A 16,124-nucleotide genomic window follows, 5' to 3' on the forward strand; every position below is an offset into this window, starting at 1 on the left:
CTCAGGCCGCGCCCGGTGGCAGGTCGAGGGTGCTTTCGCCATAGACGCCGATGCGTTCGGCCACCTGCGGGACACCATACAGGTAGCCCTGGAAGTAACGGCAGCCCAGGCTTAGCAGGGCATCACGCTGCGCCTGGCTCTCTACGCCTTCGGCGATGACCCGCAACTCCAGCGCCTGGCCCAGGGCGAGGATGGTGCGCACGATGGCGGTGTCGCTGGCGTTGTCGAGCAGATCGCCGACGAAGCTGCGGTCGATCTTCAACTGGTCGAGTGGCAGGCGCTTCAGGTAACTGAGCGATGAGTAACCGGTGCCGAAATCATCCAGCGAGAAGCGCACACCATGGGCCTTGAGTTGCACCATCTTGTCGATCAGCGCTTCGATGTCCTGAACCAGCTGGCTCTCGGTCAGCTCCAGCTCGAGCCTGTGCGGGTCGGCTCCGGTTTCCTTGAGTGCGGCGAGCACGTCGGCGACGAAGTCCGGGTGATGGAACTGGCGGGCGCTGACGTTGATCGCCACGGTCAGCTCGGCGCGCTGCGCATCACGGGCCCATGATGCAAGTTGCTGACAGGCCGTGTGCAGGATCCAGCGCCCCATGGGCAGGATCAGCCCGGTGCTTTCAGCCAGCGCAATGAACTCGCCGGGCGGCACCAGACCACGCTGCGGATGTTGCCAGCGCACCAGGGCTTCGGCGCCAAGCAGCTCTCCCTGTTCATTGACCTGAGGCTGGTAGTGCAGGAGCAACTGGCCCTCGCTCAAGGCGCGACGCAACTCATGTTCCAAGGTGGCGCGTGCCGCCAGTGCCTGCTGCATGCGCGGGTCGAAGAAGCACAGGGTGTTGCGCCCGGCAGCCTTGGCTTCATACATGGCCAGGTCGGCGTGCTTGAGCAGTTCCTCGGGCTTCTCGTGGGGTTGGGAGAACAGCGCTACGCCGATGCTGGCGCTGCCACTGTGGCTGTAGCCGGGCAGCTCGAACGGGGTGGCCAGGGCGCGCAGGAGCTTGTCGGCGACCTGCTCGATGGCGGCGATGGCCGCTTGTGGCTCGGGCTCGAGGTTTTCCAGAATCAAGACGAACTCGTCGCCGCCCAGGCGCGACAGGCTGTCCTCGAGGCGTATCTGGCTGAGCAGGCGCTCGCTGACCTGTTGCAGCAGCAGGTCGCCCATGTCGTGGCCGAGGGTGTCGTTGAGCAGCTTGAAGTTGTCCAGGTCGATGAACAGCAGAGCGCCTTCGCGCTGGTTGCGTTTGCGGCGGGCCAGGGCGAACTGCAGGTGCTCGAGCAACAGGCGGCGATTGGGCAGGCCGGTGAGGGCATCGTAGTAGGCGAGTTGATGGATCTGCTCGAGGTTCTTCTTGTGCTCGGTGATGTCGGTGGAAATACCGCACAGGGCGTAGATACTGCCGTCGGCCGCACGCAGCGGCAGCTTCACCGAGAAGTAGGTGCGCTCGTTGCGGCCCTGGCGGTCGCGGTTGGTTTCCTCGCTTTCGATGCGTTCGCCTGCCAGTACGCGCCGGTCGTTGATACCCAGCGCTTGCGCCGTATCGCTGTCGAAGAAGTCGGTATCGGTGTGGCCGATGACCTGCTCGGCGCTGCGCCTGAACAGTTCGCAGACCTTGCGATTGGCGTACTGGTAACGCAGTTGCGGGTCCTTGATGTAGATATGCGCTTCGACGCTGTCGAGGATGGTGTTCAGGCGCGCTTCGCTGGTCTTCAGGTGACGGGTCTTGTCGGCAACCTGGCGGCGCAATAGCAAGCTGCCGCCAATGGCCAGGTTCAGCAGTGCGACCAGCAGCGCCAGGCCCCACCAGAGCAGGACGGGAACGCTGTGGCTATGAGCTTCGCCACTCCAGCGGTGCAGCACCTGGAAGTAGATCGAGTTGGGCGATGACTGCCAGGACTTCAGGTGGCGGTCGATGGCACCGAGCAGCTCGCCGTTACTGCCCTTGCGCGTGGCGTAGAACAGCTGCGCGGGCTGGAACATGATCGGGGTCGCGTTCAGGTGGTAGCGGGCCGCGTGGTAGTCACCAAACAGCTGGTTGGCCACCACCGCATCGGCTCTGCCGTCGAGGACCATGGTGAAGCCCTGGCCCAGGTCGTCGAGTGGAATCATCTGCGCTTGCAGGCCAAAGCCGTCGAGCAGGTCTTGCAGGTACTGGTACTGGATCGACCCCTGCAGGGCGGCGATACGCAGGCCGCGCAGGTCAAGCATGCTGCTCAGCTGGAGCGTCTCGTGGGCGAAAAGCTGCGACCAGCTGAACAGCGACGGAATCTGGTGAAAGTCCATCGTCTTCGCCCGCTCGTCACTGAAGGCCACATCCGGCAGCAGATCGATCTCGCCGCCCTGCACCATCTGCAGGCATTGCTGCCAAGTACAGGGCACTGCCTGCAGCTGCCACCCTTCCTCGTTGGCGATGGCCTGCAGCAGTTCGCCGAGAATGCCCGATGGTTGCCCGTTGCCATCGGCAAATATCTTCGGCTCGTTGGCGTACACGCCGACCCTTACGGTTCGCGCTTCAGCCGCGAGGCTGAAGGTGCAGCTGAGCAGACCAAGGCACAGCAACAGGGGCGCGAGGCGTGGCAGGGAGAGGGTGTACATACGCAAGTCGATTTCCATTCGCAGAATTCCAGCAATCTGCTCTGCAGTATGGCTGTCTATACGGAGGATGCGAGTCGCGCGCTGCTAGTCGGCCCAGCCGCGAAAGACATGGGTCATGGGCCTTGGCCCCTTCAGGTAGCCGCTATCCAGCTGGCGGATGTGAAAGCCACCGGCGGCGATCAGCGCAGGTATGTCGCGGTCCAGATGGCAGCCGCCAGCCACAGGCTTCCACAGCGGGGTGAGCCGGCGTTGCCAGCGCACCACTGGCAGGTCGGGCGCCAGGCCATGTTCGCAGAACAGCAGGCGACCACCGGGTTTGAGCACGCGGCGCATTTCGCGCAGGGCGGCGACGGCATCGGGGATGGTGCAGAGGGTGAAGGTGCAGACGATGTCGTCGAAGCTGGCGTCCTCGGCCTGAATCTGGCCCAGCTCCAGGGCGATCATTTCCACCGGCACCTGGCAGCGTGCGGCGCGTTCGCGGGCCAGGCGCTGCATGGCGGCGGACGGGTCGACGCCAACGACCACCTCGACCCGCTGCGGATCGTAGAAACTCAGGTTGAGGCCGCTGCCGATGCCGATCTCCAGCACGCGGCCGTGCGCCAGCGGCACGATTTGCGAACGGGCCTTCATGACCGCTCCCATGCCGCAGGCGAAATCGATCAGATGCGGCAGGATATGGCGGTCATAAAGGCCCATGGCTCAGGCCTCGTCTTGCCCTTCGTCGTCCTCGTCGTTGTCGCCACGATAGGCGGCGAAACACTTGAGGGCGTGACTGACCTCGTTGCTTTCGATCTGCCAGCTGTCGTCCGCTTCGCTGTAGCGTGCGGCCTGCACCGAAGCCAGGGAAAACTTCCACAGACGGCGCTCGCGGCCATCGATGCAGTGCACCTGCAGCAAGGGTTTGGCGGAGCTGTCGCTGCCAGCCGTGCCGGCGCTGATCTGCGCCAGCAATTCGGTGTCGAGGTCGAACTGCCAGGCATACAGGCCATCGATCTCCAGCATGTCGGCGTCTTGCAGGGCCTCGATCAGGCTTGTCGGTTTCATCGCATCATCCACGGCATCAGCGCCCCAGGCGGCGCAGGTCGGAAGACTCTATCACGCGCACACCGTCTTCCTCCTCCAGGGCCAGACGCCACAGGGCGCGGGCCAGGGCGCAGGCGTCGATGCCGCGGTACTTGCCTGGCAACCAGCGCAGCAGCGGCGCCGCCAGGCGCTCACCGAGACGGAACTCATGGCGCGTGCCGAGCAGCAGCGACGGGCGGGCGATGGTCAGCTGCGGCCAGTCCATGGCTTTCAGCGCTTCTTCGGCCTCGCCTTTGACGCGGTTGTAGAACACCGACGAATTGGCGTTGGCGCCCAGGGCGCTGATCACCACCAGATGCCGCGCGCCGAGCTCGCGAGCGCGGCGCGCGAAGGCCAGTACCAGATCGTGGTCGACGGCGCGGAAGGCCTCTTGCGAGCCGGCCTGCTTTATGGTGCTGCCCAGGCAGCAGAAAGCGGTGTCGATCTGGCCGGACAGTTGCGGCAGCAGGGTCTGCAGTTCACCCACCGGGTTTTCCAGGTGAGGGTGCGTGGCCAGGGGGCGGCGGGTCGGCGCCAGCACGCGGGCGACCGTCGGCTCGCTGAGCAGACGGTCGAGCAGGTGCTCGCCGGTGAGTCCGGTGGCGCCAGCGATGAGGATGTGCTGCGGGGTCAGGTACATGCAGTCGTCTCTTGTTCGTTACAGTTCAGCTTAACAGGCTGTTGAAAAACTACCTCGGCTTTGGCTTTCTGCATGCAGTCGTGCGTTGGCAATGCTGCGTCAAAAACCGTCTTGCCTGGCTCTCCTGTGTTTCTCAACGGCCTGTCAGTCCTTGGTCGGAGCGTTGGCCACGGCGCCGAGCGCCCGTTCGGCCTGGCTCTGGCGCAGCTCACGCCAGTGCTGGAGGACGCCGCGTGGCGCCCAGATCTGTGGTTCGGACGGTTCGAAGCCGTCGCTCTGCTCACGCTCGGCGACCCGTTCCTTGGCCAGTTCGAAGGCCCGTTCGAGGTTGTCGGTTTCGCCGAGGGCTTCGGCGAACAGGGCGCGGCCGAAATAGGTGAAGTCGTTTTCCTCGCTGCAGCCGAAGGACACCCGGTCGGCGCGCGCGGCGGTCATCACCAGGGTCTTTTCATCTTTCAGCGGCGGGATGAAACCACCGGAATAGCAGGCGGAGATCACCACCACCTTGTCGCGCTGCTTGAGGGGGGCGAGCAGGGCGGCCAGTTCGCTGGCGGGCAGATCGGCCAGTTGCAGGCGCGGTTGGTCGAGGTTGAGTTCGTGGCGGCGCGAGCCGTGGCTGGTCAGGTAGATGAAGATCAGGTCTTCCTCGCCGCTGCGCTCGGCCAGCGCCTGGATCGCGCGGGCGAGGTTCTCGCGGGTGGCCAGCGGGCGGTCGGCGAGATGGTCGCGGTGGTTGACCAGGGTGATGCCGCCATAGGCGCCGAAGCGCTCGCGCATCAGCCGGCTGACGTAGTCCGCCTCGCGCATGAACACACTTTGCTTGCCGTCACCGGCCAGGGTCAGCGCATACAGTTCGCGTGCCGGCGTCGAGGCCGGGATGGCGGCAATGGCCTGGTCGAGCAGCTGTCCTTGCAGCAGCAGGCCCAGCTCGAGGCTGTCAGGCAGGACCTGCCCCTGCTCGTCGCGCACCAGACGGCCGCTTTGCCAGGTGCCGGACTGGCGGCTGCCATCGGCCAGGGTCAGCGTGCCTTTGCCGCTGTATTCGCCACCCGAGAAGCGCCCTCGGTAAGCGCTGCCGTCAGGCAGGGTGAGCAGGCCTTCGCCTTCGTATTGCCAGTCGGCGAAGTCGCCGAGGTAGCGGGTGCCGTTTTCGTCGGTATATTCACCAGGGCCCTGCAACACGCCCTCGACGAACTCGCCGGCCCAGAGTTCGCCGCTGGCGCTCTGGTAACGGCCCTTGCCGTGAAATTCGTCGTTGAGGAAGCCGCCGCTGTAGTTGTCGCCATCGGCATTGCGGTAGCTGCCCTGGCCGCTGAGCAGGCCCTGGACGAATACGCCGCTGTACTGATTGCCATAGGCGTCGCTGCGCACGCCCTGGCCCTCCAACTGGCCGTTGACGAATTGGCCCTGGAAGCTGCTGCCATCGGCCATTTCCAGTTTGCCCAGGCCGTGGAAGCGGTCGTTGAGAAACTCCCCCTGGTAGCGTTGGCCGCCCTGTTCGAGCAGGCCCACGCCGCTGAATCGGTTGCGTTCGAAGCCACCCTGGTAACGGCTGCCGTCGCTGTAGGTCAGGGTGCCCTGGCCATGGAACATACCTTCATGGAACTCGCCCAGGTAGTGTTCGCCGCCGGGGCCCTGCCACTCACCGCTGCCTTCGAGCATGCCGTCCTTGAACTGGCCGACGAACCAGCTGCCATTACGGTAGTCCAGGCGCCCCGGGCCCTGCAGCAGGCCGTCGACGATCTCGCCGCGATACTGGCCGCCATCCGGCAGGGTGGCATTGGCTGGCAGCAGCGGGCGTGCTTCGTCGCAACCGGCGATCAGCAGGGAGAGGCACAGAGGCAGCAAACGCAAGGCGAGAGGATTCATGACGGACGTCCAGGTCGGTGCTTTGGGCGGCAGTATGCCGCAAGCCTGGACGCTTGCGCTGCCGCATCGCACGCTTTGCCGATGCGAGACGGTTCCCGTTTCGACGGTTGAAGCCGGAAACGGGAACGCGCGGATGTCAGACGAAGCAGAGGGTCAGCGGTTCGGCGATGTAGGCCGGTTTCTCCTGACCTTCGATCTCCAGCACGGTCCGCGCCTTGAGCAGCCACTGACCGGGGTTCTTCTCGGTGGCTTCGATCAGCGTCACCACCAGACGCACCTTGGAGTCGACCTTGACCGGCTGGACGAAGCGCACGCTGTCGAGGCCGTAGTTCACCGCCATCTTCAGGCCCTGCGGCAGGATCATGATCTTTTCCATCAGCATCGGTATCAGCGACAGCGACAGGAAACCGTGGGCGATGGTGGTGCCGAAGGGGGTCAGCTTGGCCTTTTCCGGGTCGACGTGGATGAACTGGTGGTCGCCGGTGCACTCGGCGAACTGGTTGATGCGCTCCTGATCGATGCTCAGCCACTCGGACTTGCCGAGTTCCTTGCCTACATAGTCCTTGAGCTCTGCTACGGGTACTAACGGCATAGTTCCTCCTTGAGGACGCGGGTGTTTTTCTTGTGTGCGTGAAACCGTTGCGGCCTACATGATCATGGGGGCGGCAGCGGGTCAAGCTTGCCTAGGCGTGATGAATGACGAGGCATAGGCCTGCTCGACGAAGCAATACGGGGGCCAGTGAAGGGGGATCGGGCCTATAATGGCCGACATGCCCCAATAGATGCCCGGAATCCCCTCTAGTAGGCCGCTGGAAAGCCATGTGCATTTTTCAGCGGCTTGCTGGTAAGCAACGCTCGCGGTCATCGCTCGTCTTCTGGAGACCACAAACATGCTGCTTCGCGGCCTTTCCTGGCTGGTGCTGTGCCAGTTGCTGGGTACCGTCCTCAATGTGCTGCTGCTGCCGATGCTGCCAGGGCCAATTATCGGCATGCTGCTGTTGTTCGTTTTTCTCATGCTGCGTGGCGAGGTGGGCGAGTCGCTCAGTATCGCGTCCAGCAGCCTGCTCAAGTATCTGCCGCTGATCCTGGTGCCGCCTGCCGTGGGGGTGATGGTCTATGCCAGTGATATCGCCGCCGATTTCTGGGCCGTGGTCGGTGCCCTGGTACTGTCGCTGCTGCTGTCGCTGGCTTTCGCCGGCTGGCTGATGCAGAAACTGATCGAGCGCCAGCAGCGCGGGGAGGACGCATGAGTCCGGATTGGCTGGGCGCCTGGCAGGCGCTGACCCATCACCCGCTGTTCGGCATCGGTATTACCCTGGGCGCCTATCAGCTGGCCATGGCCGGCTACGAGCGCACCCGCTGGGTGTTCCTGCAGCCGGTGCTGGTCTCGATGCTCACGGTGATCGGCATTCTGCTGCTGTGTGGCCTGAGCTTCGCCGAGTACCGCAACAGCGTCGCGGCGATGACCCTGTTGCTCGGCCCGGCCACCGTGGCTCTGGCCGTACCGCTGTATCTCAATCTGCGGCGGATTCGCCAGCTGTTCTGGCCGATCATCCTGACCCTGCTGATCGCCGGCACCTTCGCCACCGTGCTCGGCGCAGGGCTGGCCTGGTTGTTCGGCGCCGAGAGACTGGTGCTGATGAGCATGGCCCCCAAGTCGGTAACCTCGCCGATCGCCATGCTGGTGGCCGACCAGATCGGCGGTATCGCCGCGCTGGCGGCAGTGTTCGTGATGATCACCGGGGTCATCGGCGCCATCGTCGGGCCGACCATCCTGCGCCTGTGCCGGGTTCATCACCCCGCCGCGCAGGGCATGGCGCTGGGCCTGACCGCGCATGCCGTGGGTACGGCGCGAGCGCTGCAGGAGAGCGACGAGTGCGGTGCCTTCGCCGCCTTGGCGATGAGCCTGATGGGCGTGATCACGGCCGTGTTGTTGCCTCTGGCGATTGTCCTGTTCCTGTGAGAGCCTGCGCGGCGATCTCTGTTGCCCCGGCACCATTGCATTGATAGCAGGCCTTTAAACCATGAATCTGCCACTGTTTCCGCTCAACACCGTACTGTTTCCCGGCTGCGTGCTCGACCTGCAGATATTCGAGGCGCGCTACCTGGACATGATCAGCCGCTGCATGAAACAGGGCAGCGGTTTCGGCGTGGTGTGCATCGTCGAGGGCGAGGAAGTGGGGGAGGCCGCCAGTCGTTTCGCTGCCATCGGCTGCGAGGCGCTGGTGTGCGACTTCCAGCAGCGTCCCAACGGCCTGCTTGGGATTCGCGTGGAAGGTGGCCGTCGGTTCAAGGTGGGACGCGCCCAGGTGCTGCCGGACCAGCTGACCATCGCCGACGTGGAATGGCTCGAAGAGCATGAAGAGCTCCCGCTGCTCGGCGAACATGCTGACCTGGCGGCGCTGCTCTCGGCCCTGGCCCAGCACCCGCTGGTGGAAGGGCTGGGCATGGCCGGGTTGCCCAGTGGCCAGTTGCAACTGGCCAATCAGCTCGCCTATCTGCTGCCGCTGGAGCCCGGGCAGAAGCTGCAGTTGCTGCAACTGGACGACCCCGAGCTGCGCCTGAGCCAGCTGCAGGCCATGGTGGAGCAACTGCAGGGCGATGCCTGAGGCGACAGGTCAGTAGGCATAACGCAGTAGCGCGTTGGACAGCTGCCAGGTCGCCATGCCGCCCAGTACCGCCAGGCAGGCCGGCAGGATGATCCACCACAGGCGGGCCGGCAGCGCCGGCAACGGCTCCTGACGCTGGCACAGGGCCAGGCTGAGGCCGCAGACGGCCGATGCCAGCAGGGATCCGGCAATGATATCGCTGGGCCAATGCACGCCCAGATAGACCCGCGACAAGGCAATCGCCGCGGCTGGCAGGCACGCCACTGTCAGCCAGGCCAGGCGCAGGCGTGCGGATTGACCGCGCCCTGCCAGCACCCCGAGAACCAGAAAGAAGGCGAAGGCTGCCGAGCTATGGCCGCTGGGAAAGCTGAAGGTGCTCAGTGGCTCGCTCAGCACATCGGGCCGCGCCCGGGCGAATCCGTGCTTGAGTGTGGTGTTGCCGATAGCGGTGACCAGCAGGGTCGAACCGGCAAAAAACAGGTGGCGCCAGCGGCGCGCCAGCAGCAGCAGGGTGCAAAGTACTGCCGCCGCCACCAGCTGGATATGAAAGTCCCCAAGTCGGGTCAGGGTGCCGATCCATTGATCCAGGTGCGCCTGGCGCTGCTCCTGCACCAGGGTCATCAACCCCTGATCCAGCGCATCGAGATGCGGCCAACCGATGACGATGGCTATCAGCAGCGCCAGGCTGAGGCCGCCGCCCAGCAGGCTGGCCCGTGGTTTTTCCGCCAGGCTGGCCTGAATGGTCAGCAGCAGGATCATGCCGATACCGGCCAGCAGCACCGCCGCTTCGGTCCAGAAACCTTCCGCCATCGGCAGGCGCAGCGCGGCGCCGGTTGCCCAGCCCGGCAACAGGTAGGCCACGGCCCAGCCGGCCGCCGCCACCAGGCTGACGAGGATGAAGCGCAGCAGCGGCATGTTCAGCATGCCGGCTACCAGCGGCAGCATGGGGCGCAGCGGGCCGATGAAGCGACCGACCAGCAGGCTGGCCACGCCGTAGTGACGGAAATAGAGTTCGGCGCGCAGGATCCACTGCGGATGGCGACGCAGCACTGGCAGGCGGCCGATGTCGTGCTTGAAACGTCTGCCCAGCGAGTAGGAAATCAGGTCGCCACACAGTGCGCCGGCATAGGCCAGCAACAATGTCTGCGGCAACGTCAGTACACCACTGCCGGCGAGCAGCGCGACGCTGAACAGCAGCACCACGCCGGGCAGCACAATGCCCACCAGGGCCAGGCATTCGAGCAGGGCGATGAGAAAGATCGCCACACCCAGCCATTGCGGATTGCCACTCAGCCAGGTGGTCAGGTTGTCCAGCCAGACGCTCATCGCTCTGCTCCAGAGAGGTTCAACAATCGATAGTTACGCCCTTCGACCTGTCCTCGGCGCAAAGGGTTGCGCGTGCAGTGACGGGCATACCGGGCGTCGACGAAACGGTACGGCAAGTGCTCGTCCCGCCCCTTGGGAATGCCCAGGCGCGCGCACTGGATGATCGCTTGCGGTCGTTCGCCGACATCCTCGACGAACAGCCGTTGCTGATCGAAGCGGCGTGCATCCCAGTCCGGCACTTTCAGGCCAAGCGCCTTGCACAGCAGGGTCTGCCCGGCACACAGGCGCTCCGGCACGCGCGGCAGGCCCTGGCTGTCGGGGTTGTTGCGCTGCATCGCGGCCAGGGCATCGGCACCGCTGACGGCATCGAGCCAGGGATGGGCGGATTTGATCAGCACCGCATTGCCCGGCCCATGGGCGCTGAAGTTCAGCGAGTCACCGCCGCGTGCGTAGTACATGTAGATATGCCCGCCGTCAGCGAAAAGCGCCTTGCGTTTTTCGGTGTAGCCGAGCGAGGCATGACTACCTTTGTCGACCAGATAGTAGGCCTCGGTCTCGATGATTCTTGCGCTCAGCCACAGTGCGCCGACGCGATGGCGAATCACCTTGCCGAGCAGCTCGCGAGCGACCAGCTGCGCGTCGCGGTCGAAAAAGGCATCAGGCAGCGGCCGGGCGCCGGGCCAGGGCAAACTAAGGGTGGGTTCGGTGGGCATGAACTGTCGTATTCACTCAAGCAGGCATAGTCTGGGCGCGCGAGCATAACAACAAGAGCCTTAAAAATGCCTGAACGCGCCCGAGCCAGCAGCGCCCATATCAGCCCGTCGGCGCATTACACCGGTTACGTCTGGTATCGCCACCGCCTCGCCGAGCCTGCCTTCGTCACCGCGTTCGGCAGCCTCGTGCACAAGTTGCTGTGGCCGCTGGCCTGGGGGGCCAGGGCTGGTTTCGGGCTGGATATCGAGGCATTGCTGCTGCAACGGCACCTGCAGATCGATGCACAGCTCAGCGCTGCCATCGAGCAGCAGGGGGTGCGCCAGGTGGTGGAAATCGCCTGTGGGCTGTCGCCGCGTGGTCGCCGCTTTTGCTCGCGTTACCCTCAGTTGCAATACCTGGAGGCCGATCTGCCGGCCATGGCGGCGCGCAAGCGTCTGCTGCTGCATGGCGAAGGCTGGCTGGATGGTCGGCATCGGGTGTGTGCAGTGGACATTCTCGCCGAGCGTGGCAATCAGCAACTCAACACGCTGTTCGCGGATCTGGACCGCAGTCAGCCGGTGGTGGTGATCACCGAGGGGCTGGTCAACTATTTCCCGCTGGCGCTGATCGAGGGCTTCTGGAGCCGGCTTGCCAGCGAACTGAGTGACTTCCCCAGTGCGATCTATCTGACCGAGCTTTATCCGGATCTGCATGAACATCCGCGCTATCGCCAGCTGCGCTGGGGCGTCGAGCTGATCGGCAGGCTGACCCGCGGCAGCTATCCACTGCATTACCGCAGTCACGACGAGATCGTCGCGGGTTTCCAGCGCTGCGGCTTCGCTCAGGTTCAGGTGCTCGACCCCAGTGCCGATGCCTCCAGCCTGGGCCTCAAACCGTCGCGTTTGCCCGGACTGGTGCGGGTGATTCAGGCGCAGGTTTAGCGCCTCGCGCGGCTCGATACGTGGCCCGAGTCAGGCGCATGCGGCCGTCGGCAGGGGCGCTGGATGGATACGCTCGGCCAGCGCCAGGCAGGCCTCTGCATCGGTATGCGGGAAGACGAAGGCCAGGCCCTGCTCGTCCTGGCGCAGTGGCAACAGTGGCTGGTGCGGCAGGTCGGCGTAGCTCAGTTGCCAGCCGCGCAGCGGCAGGTCACGAGGCAGGTCGCCTTGCAGCTGGCCGCCGAAGAAGCCCAGTTCGCTCAGCTCGACTACCCATTGCTGGCCCTCCGCATGCTGCAGCCGTGCCTGACGCTGGCGGGGTGCAAGGCGGGGTTCGCAACGTTTCTCCAACTGCAGTAGCTGCTCGCCCTGCAGGCGCTTGCTGCCTGGGCTGCGCAGGGGCACAGCTCGCTCGCCAAGAAACGGACGGTACAGCGTGGCGCAGGCTTCGCGCTGTTCGAACTGGGCGAGGTGGTCGGCATGGTGGATCAGCACGCAGTCGGCACTGGCGCAGGCGGCGGCGAAGTGGGCGTGCTCCCAGGGCTGGGTGAAGTGGTCATGTTCGCCGGCCAGTACCAGGGTTGGGCATTGCGGGTGCTGGCTGAAGCCGCCGAATGCCAGCAGACGCTGACTGTTCTGCCGATAGCGCTCTACCTCGGTCGGTGACAGACGCTGAATCTGCCGTAGCAGCGCCTTGCGAAATACCGGCGAAATGCCGGTCGCCTGCAGTTGCAGCGGGTTGAGCAGACCGCATACGGCGCCATGGGCGAACTCGCCACTACGGCCTTCCTCGAGCAGGGCCAGGCCTTCCTCCAGCATTCTCCGAGCGCCTGGACGGCCGAAGGCGGTGATGCCGGCCAGCAGCAGGCGCGCGCAACGCTGCGGATGGCGTGCGGCGAACAGCGCCGCCAGTGCCGAGCCATAGGACAGGCCGATGGGCATCAGTGGCGGCAAGCGCAGTTGCTCGGCGAAGGCGGCGATCAGATCGGCCAGCTGCTCCAGGCCGAGCTCGGGGGCCAGCTGCAGATTGCCACCCTGGCTGGGCAGGTCGAGCAGGATCACGGGGTGTTCCACCAGCAGCTCGTCGACTTCCGCGGCAAAGGAACGAAAACTCTGGAACGCCCCGCCCAGCATCAGCACCGGTGCGCGAGCGTCGCGCTGGCGTTTGGAGTAGGCCTGATAGTGGAGGCGCCAGCCGGCGATCTCGATCACTTCAGGCGGGCTGGCGAGCAGGGCGGCGCTGTAGTCGGTGCGGTAACGCATAGGGTGCACTCCAGGGTCTTTTATCGTTGTTCTGGTGGGGCGGCACTCGGCGCCGTCTCGCCGGCTTCGGCAAAACCTCGATTGCAAGGTAAACATCAGGCGGCGATTTGTTTACCCAACCTTCGGGCGGCCTCTGTGCGTGGGTGTCACCGTTGCGCTGCAGGCGCCTTTGCAGCGCGGCTGCCGGCGTTACCGCCGGGTTCTGGCGAACGTGCTGTCTACCGCTTGCCAGACGCCGCTGGGCGCGGACTTGCGAGCCCGCTATAATCAGCCCCTTTTTCCAACTGCCAGACCTCCGCCGCCATGACCGAGTCCGTGCACGCATACATGACCCGCCTGGGCCAGGCCGCCCGCCAGGCTTCGCGGGTGCTCGCCCGCGCCAGCACCGCGCAGAAGAATCGCGCGCTGCAGGCCGCCGCCAATGCCCTCGACGCCGCCCGCGCCGAGCTGACCACCGCCAATGAACGGGACCTGGCCGCCGCCCGCGCCAGTGGTCTGGAGCCGGCCATGGTCGATCGCCTGGCGCTGACGCCGAAGGTGATCGACAGCATGATCGAGGGGCTGCGCCAGGTGGCGACCCTGCCTGACCCGATCGGCGAGATTCAGGGCATGCGCTACCTGCCGTCCGGCATCCAGGTCGGCAAGATGCGCGTACCGCTGGGGGTGATCGGCATCATCTACGAGTCGCGTCCGAACGTGACCATCGATGCCGCCAGCCTGTGCCTGAAGTCGGGCAATGCCACCATCCTGCGTGGCGGCTCCGAGGCCATTCATTCCAACCAGGCGATTGCCCGCTGCATCCAGCAGGGCCTGGCTGAGGCCGATCTGCCGGCTGCCGCCGTGCAGGTGGTGGAAACCACCGACCGCGCCGCGGTCGGCGAGCTGATCACCATGCCCGAATACGTCGACGTGATCGTGCCGCGTGGCGGCAAGGGCCTGATCGAGCGCATCAGTCGCGACGCCAAGGTGCCGGTGATCAAGCACCTGGACGGCGTCTGCCACGTCTATGTCGATGTCGCGGCCGATCTCGACAAGGCCATTCGCGTCTGCGACAACGCCAAGACTCAGCGCTACTCGCCGTGCAACGCCATGGAAACCTTGCTGGTGCACCAGGCCATCGCCGCACGCGTGTTGCCGCCGTTGGCCGCCATCTACCGCGACAAGGGCGTGGAGCTGCGTGGCGATGCCGCCACCTGCGAACTGCTCGGCAGCGACGTGCTGCAAGCGAGCGAGGACGACTGGTTCGCCGAATACAACGCGCCGATCCTGGCGATTCGCATCGTCGACTCGCTGGATGCGGCCATCGAGCACATCAATCATTACGGCTCGCAGCACACCGATTCGATCATCACCGAGAACTTCAGCGATGCGCGGCGCTTCCTCACCGAAGTGGATTCCGCGTCGGTGATGGTCAACGCTTCGACCCGCTTCGCCGATGGTTTCGAATACGGCCTGGGCGCGGAGATTGGCATCTCCACCGACAAGCTGCACGCTCGCGGCCCGGTCGGGCTGGAGGGGCTGACCAGTGAGAAGTACGTGGTCTTCGGCGACGGACACATTCGTACATAAATGAAAGGACTCGGCGCCCGACGCATCGGCCTGCTCGGCGGTACCTTCAACCCGGTGCATATCGGGCATCTGCGTGCCGCGCTGGAAGTGGCCGAATTCATGGCGCTGGACGAACTGCGGCTGATCCCCAGCGCCAGGCCGCCGCACCGCGATACGCCGCAGGCGACGGCGGAACAGCGTCTGGCCATGGTCGAGCTGGCGGTAGCTGGCGAGACGCGGTTGACGGTCGATGACCGCGAACTGCGCCGCGACAAGCCGTCGTACACCCTGGACACGCTGGAGTCGGTGCGTGCCGAGCTGGCAGACGACGATCAGCTGTTCCTGTTGCTTGGCTGGGATGCCTTCTGTGGCTTGCCGAGTTGGCATCGCTGGCAGGAGTTGCTCGAGCACTGCCACCTGTTGGTGCTGCAGCGGCCGGATGCCGACAGCGAGGCGCCGGAGGCTCTGCGCGATCTGCTGGCGGCGCGCAGTGTCAGCGACCCTCTGAGCCTGGAGGGGGCTGGCGGGCAAATCAGTTTCATCTGGCAGACTCCGTTGGCGATTTCCGCCACGCAGATTCGCCATCTACTGGCAACCGGCCGCTCGGCGCGTTATCTGCTGCCCGATGCGGTACTGGCCTATATCCAGGCGCACGATCTGTACCGTGCGTCCCATGCTTGAAACGCCGTGCATGTGCGCTGGCGTCCATTACACGAGGCAAATGAGTTTTTATGAGCAAGCAGAACATGCCCAGCGAAGAGCTGGTCAAGATCGCCGTGGCGGCGCTGGAAGAGATCAAGGCGACCGACATCACCGTGATCGACGTCAAGGACAAGACCAGCATCACCGACTTCATGGTGATCGCCAGCGGTAGCTCCAGCCGTCAGGTCAAGTCGCTGGTGGAAAACGTGCTGGAAAAGGTCAAGGAGCAGGGCGTGCGCCCGATCGGCAGCGAAGGTCTGGACAGCGGCGAATGGGCCCTGCTCGACCTGGGCGATATCGTCGTGCACGTGATGCTGCCGACCGCACGTCAGTTCTACGACCTCGAGCGCCTGTGGCAGGGCGCCGAGCAGAGCCGCGCCCAGCACAGCGCAGAGTAAGCGCAAGCCGTGCGGATAAAACTGATCGCCGTCGGCTCGCGCATGCCGCGCTGGGTCGAGGAGGGCTGGCAGGAGTACGTCAAGCGTCTGCCGGCCGAATTGCCGCTGGAGCTGGTGGAGATTCCGCTCAACACGCGCGGCAAGAATGCCGACGTTGCCCGCCTGATCCGTCAGGAAGGCGAGGCCATGCTGAGCAAGGTGCAGCCCGGCGAACGTATCGTCACGCTGGAGGTCCATGGCAAGCCATGGAGCACCGAGCAATTGGCGGCGGAGCTCGATCGCTGGCGCCTCGATGCGCGCAACGTCAACCTCATGGTCGGCGGCCCGGAAGGGCTGGCGCCGGAGGTCTGTGCGCGCAGCGAGCAACGCTGGTCGCTGTCGCCGCTGACCCTGCCTCATCCGCTGGTGCGTATCCTGCTTGGCGAGCAGATCTACCGGGCCTGGACCGTGCTGTCCGGCCATCCGTACCACAAGTGAGCCAGT

The 16,124-nt window shown here is 65.1% G+C and carries 17 protein-coding genes; 8 read left to right on the plus strand and 9 right to left on the minus strand.

Annotated elements, in window-relative coordinates:
- Position 1: 1 nt before the first annotated feature.
- The 6 genes from PCLY_RS17055 to PCLY_RS17080 all read right to left on the minus strand — a co-directional run bounded on the left by PCLY_RS17055 (position 2) and on the right by PCLY_RS17080 (position 6,756).
- Positions 2–2,611 (minus strand): EAL domain-containing protein, encoded by a 2,610-nt coding sequence (locus PCLY_RS17055; RefSeq protein WP_197432200.1) that lies wholly within the window; start codon positions 2,609–2,611, stop codon positions 2–4.
- Between the two features lie 66 nt (positions 2,612–2,677).
- A complete protein-coding gene (locus PCLY_RS17060) occupies positions 2,678–3,289 on the minus strand; it encodes a class I SAM-dependent methyltransferase (RefSeq protein WP_061240815.1) in 612 nt (203 codons plus the stop codon).
- Between the two features lie 3 nt (positions 3,290–3,292).
- The gene (locus PCLY_RS17065; RefSeq protein WP_061240816.1) at positions 3,293–3,637 is read right to left on the minus strand and encodes a DUF5629 family protein; all 345 of its coding nucleotides are present in this window, start codon (positions 3,635–3,637) and stop codon (positions 3,293–3,295) included.
- A 16-nt stretch (positions 3,638–3,653) separates the two neighbouring features.
- Positions 3,654–4,295 (minus strand): oxidoreductase, encoded by a 642-nt coding sequence (locus tag PCLY_RS17070; protein ID WP_061240817.1) that lies wholly within the window; start codon positions 4,293–4,295, stop codon positions 3,654–3,656.
- Positions 4,296–4,439: 144 nt separating this feature from the next.
- Positions 4,440–6,164 (minus strand): C13 family peptidase, encoded by a 1,725-nt coding sequence (locus tag PCLY_RS17075; RefSeq protein ID WP_061240818.1) that lies wholly within the window; start codon positions 6,162–6,164, stop codon positions 4,440–4,442.
- Positions 6,165–6,300: 136 nt separating this feature from the next.
- Positions 6,301–6,756 carry a MaoC family dehydratase gene (locus tag PCLY_RS17080; RefSeq protein ID WP_061240819.1) on the minus strand — a complete coding sequence of 152 codons (456 nt, stop codon included), beginning with the start codon at positions 6,754–6,756 and terminating at the stop codon, positions 6,301–6,303.
- Between the two features lie 298 nt (positions 6,757–7,054).
- Between PCLY_RS17080 and PCLY_RS17090 the strand changes: the two genes are divergently transcribed.
- From PCLY_RS17090 to PCLY_RS17100, 3 genes are all read left to right on the plus strand, one after another.
- Positions 7,055–7,414 (plus strand): CidA/LrgA family protein, encoded by a 360-nt coding sequence (locus PCLY_RS17090; protein WP_061240821.1) that lies wholly within the window; start codon positions 7,055–7,057, stop codon positions 7,412–7,414.
- Positions 7,411–8,127: an LrgB family protein gene (locus PCLY_RS17095; RefSeq protein ID WP_061240822.1), complete on the plus strand. Its 717-nt coding sequence runs from the start codon at positions 7,411–7,413 to the stop codon at positions 8,125–8,127. Before PCLY_RS17090 ends, PCLY_RS17095 begins: the two co-directional genes overlap by 4 nt.
- Positions 8,128–8,188: 61 nt before the next feature.
- On the plus strand, positions 8,189–8,773 hold the full coding sequence (locus PCLY_RS17100) for an LON peptidase substrate-binding domain-containing protein (protein ID WP_061240823.1): 585 nt from the start codon (positions 8,189–8,191) through the stop codon (positions 8,771–8,773).
- Between the two features lie 9 nt (positions 8,774–8,782).
- Here the strand turns inward: PCLY_RS17100 and PCLY_RS17105 are convergent, their stop codons facing one another.
- The gene (locus PCLY_RS17105; RefSeq protein WP_061240824.1) at positions 8,783–10,099 is read right to left on the minus strand and encodes a bifunctional DedA family/phosphatase PAP2 family protein; all 1,317 of its coding nucleotides are present in this window, start codon (positions 10,097–10,099) and stop codon (positions 8,783–8,785) included.
- Positions 10,096–10,812: a DNA-3-methyladenine glycosylase gene (locus tag PCLY_RS17110; RefSeq protein WP_061240825.1), complete on the minus strand. Its 717-nt coding sequence runs from the start codon at positions 10,810–10,812 to the stop codon at positions 10,096–10,098. Before PCLY_RS17110 ends, PCLY_RS17105 begins: the two co-directional genes overlap by 4 nt.
- A 66-nt stretch (positions 10,813–10,878) precedes the next feature.
- Here PCLY_RS17110 and PCLY_RS17115 point away from each other — a divergent pair, with 66 nt between their 5' ends.
- Positions 10,879–11,733, plus strand: coding sequence for a class I SAM-dependent methyltransferase (locus tag PCLY_RS17115; protein ID WP_061240826.1), 855 nt, complete (start codon positions 10,879–10,881; stop codon positions 11,731–11,733).
- Between the two features lie 30 nt (positions 11,734–11,763).
- Here the strand turns inward: PCLY_RS17115 and PCLY_RS17120 are convergent, their stop codons facing one another.
- Positions 11,764–12,993: an alpha/beta fold hydrolase gene (locus tag PCLY_RS17120; RefSeq protein WP_061240827.1), complete on the minus strand. Its 1,230-nt coding sequence runs from the start codon at positions 12,991–12,993 to the stop codon at positions 11,764–11,766.
- A gap of 303 nt (positions 12,994–13,296) precedes the next feature.
- Here PCLY_RS17120 and PCLY_RS17125 point away from each other — a divergent pair, with 303 nt between their 5' ends.
- From PCLY_RS17125 to rlmH, 4 genes are all read left to right on the plus strand, one after another.
- The gene (locus PCLY_RS17125; protein WP_061240828.1) at positions 13,297–14,562 is read left to right on the plus strand and encodes a glutamate-5-semialdehyde dehydrogenase; all 1,266 of its coding nucleotides are present in this window, start codon (positions 13,297–13,299) and stop codon (positions 14,560–14,562) included.
- Positions 14,563–15,222, plus strand: a complete 660-nt coding sequence (gene nadD / locus PCLY_RS17130) for a nicotinate-nucleotide adenylyltransferase (protein ID WP_061240829.1) — start codon at positions 14,563–14,565, stop codon at positions 15,220–15,222.
- A gap of 65 nt (positions 15,223–15,287) precedes the next feature.
- The gene (gene rsfS, locus PCLY_RS17135) at positions 15,288–15,641 is read left to right on the plus strand and encodes a ribosome silencing factor (protein ID WP_003240193.1); all 354 of its coding nucleotides are present in this window, start codon (positions 15,288–15,290) and stop codon (positions 15,639–15,641) included.
- A 9-nt stretch (positions 15,642–15,650) separates the two neighbouring features.
- Positions 15,651–16,118 (plus strand): 23S rRNA (pseudouridine(1915)-N(3))-methyltransferase RlmH, encoded by a 468-nt coding sequence (gene rlmH, locus PCLY_RS17140; protein WP_013717179.1) that lies wholly within the window; start codon positions 15,651–15,653, stop codon positions 16,116–16,118.
- Positions 16,119–16,124 lie beyond the last annotated feature (6 nt).

The organism is Ectopseudomonas composti (genome assembly GCF_001567565.1).
Taxonomy (GTDB): Bacteria; Pseudomonadota; Gammaproteobacteria; order Pseudomonadales; family Pseudomonadaceae; genus Aquipseudomonas; species Aquipseudomonas composti_A.

What these genes read in the sequence shown, in the direction of transcription:
- PCLY_RS17055 (WP_197432200.1), bottom strand. Translation starts at nt 2,611, where the DNA reads ATGGAAATCGACTTGCGTATGTACACCCTCTCCCTGCCACGCCTCGCG.
- PCLY_RS17060 (WP_061240815.1), bottom strand. Translation starts at nt 3,289, where the DNA reads ATGGGCCTTTATGACCGCCATATCCTGCCGCATCTGATCGATTTCGCC.
- PCLY_RS17065 (WP_061240816.1), bottom strand. Translation starts at nt 3,637, where the DNA reads ATGAAACCGACAAGCCTGATCGAGGCCCTGCAAGACGCCGACATGCTG.
- PCLY_RS17070 (WP_061240817.1), bottom strand. Translation starts at nt 4,295, where the DNA reads ATGTACCTGACCCCGCAGCACATCCTCATCGCTGGCGCCACCGGACTC.
- PCLY_RS17075 (WP_061240818.1), bottom strand. Translation starts at nt 6,164, where the DNA reads ATGAATCCTCTCGCCTTGCGTTTGCTGCCTCTGTGCCTCTCCCTGCTG.
- PCLY_RS17080 (WP_061240819.1), bottom strand. Translation starts at nt 6,756, where the DNA reads ATGCCGTTAGTACCCGTAGCAGAGCTCAAGGACTATGTAGGCAAGGAA.
- PCLY_RS17090 (WP_061240821.1), top strand. Translation starts at nt 7,055, where the DNA reads ATGCTGCTTCGCGGCCTTTCCTGGCTGGTGCTGTGCCAGTTGCTGGGT.
- PCLY_RS17095 (WP_061240822.1), top strand. Translation starts at nt 7,411, where the DNA reads ATGAGTCCGGATTGGCTGGGCGCCTGGCAGGCGCTGACCCATCACCCG.
- PCLY_RS17100 (WP_061240823.1), top strand. Translation starts at nt 8,189, where the DNA reads ATGAATCTGCCACTGTTTCCGCTCAACACCGTACTGTTTCCCGGCTGC.
- PCLY_RS17105 (WP_061240824.1), bottom strand. Translation starts at nt 10,099, where the DNA reads ATGAGCGTCTGGCTGGACAACCTGACCACCTGGCTGAGTGGCAATCCG.
- PCLY_RS17110 (WP_061240825.1), bottom strand. Translation starts at nt 10,812, where the DNA reads ATGCCCACCGAACCCACCCTTAGTTTGCCCTGGCCCGGCGCCCGGCCG.
- PCLY_RS17115 (WP_061240826.1), top strand. Translation starts at nt 10,879, where the DNA reads ATGCCTGAACGCGCCCGAGCCAGCAGCGCCCATATCAGCCCGTCGGCG.
- PCLY_RS17120 (WP_061240827.1), bottom strand. Translation starts at nt 12,993, where the DNA reads ATGCGTTACCGCACCGACTACAGCGCCGCCCTGCTCGCCAGCCCGCCT.
- PCLY_RS17125 (WP_061240828.1), top strand. Translation starts at nt 13,297, where the DNA reads ATGACCGAGTCCGTGCACGCATACATGACCCGCCTGGGCCAGGCCGCC.
- nadD (WP_061240829.1), top strand. Translation starts at nt 14,563, where the DNA reads ATGAAAGGACTCGGCGCCCGACGCATCGGCCTGCTCGGCGGTACCTTC.
- rsfS (WP_003240193.1), top strand. Translation starts at nt 15,288, where the DNA reads ATGCCCAGCGAAGAGCTGGTCAAGATCGCCGTGGCGGCGCTGGAAGAG.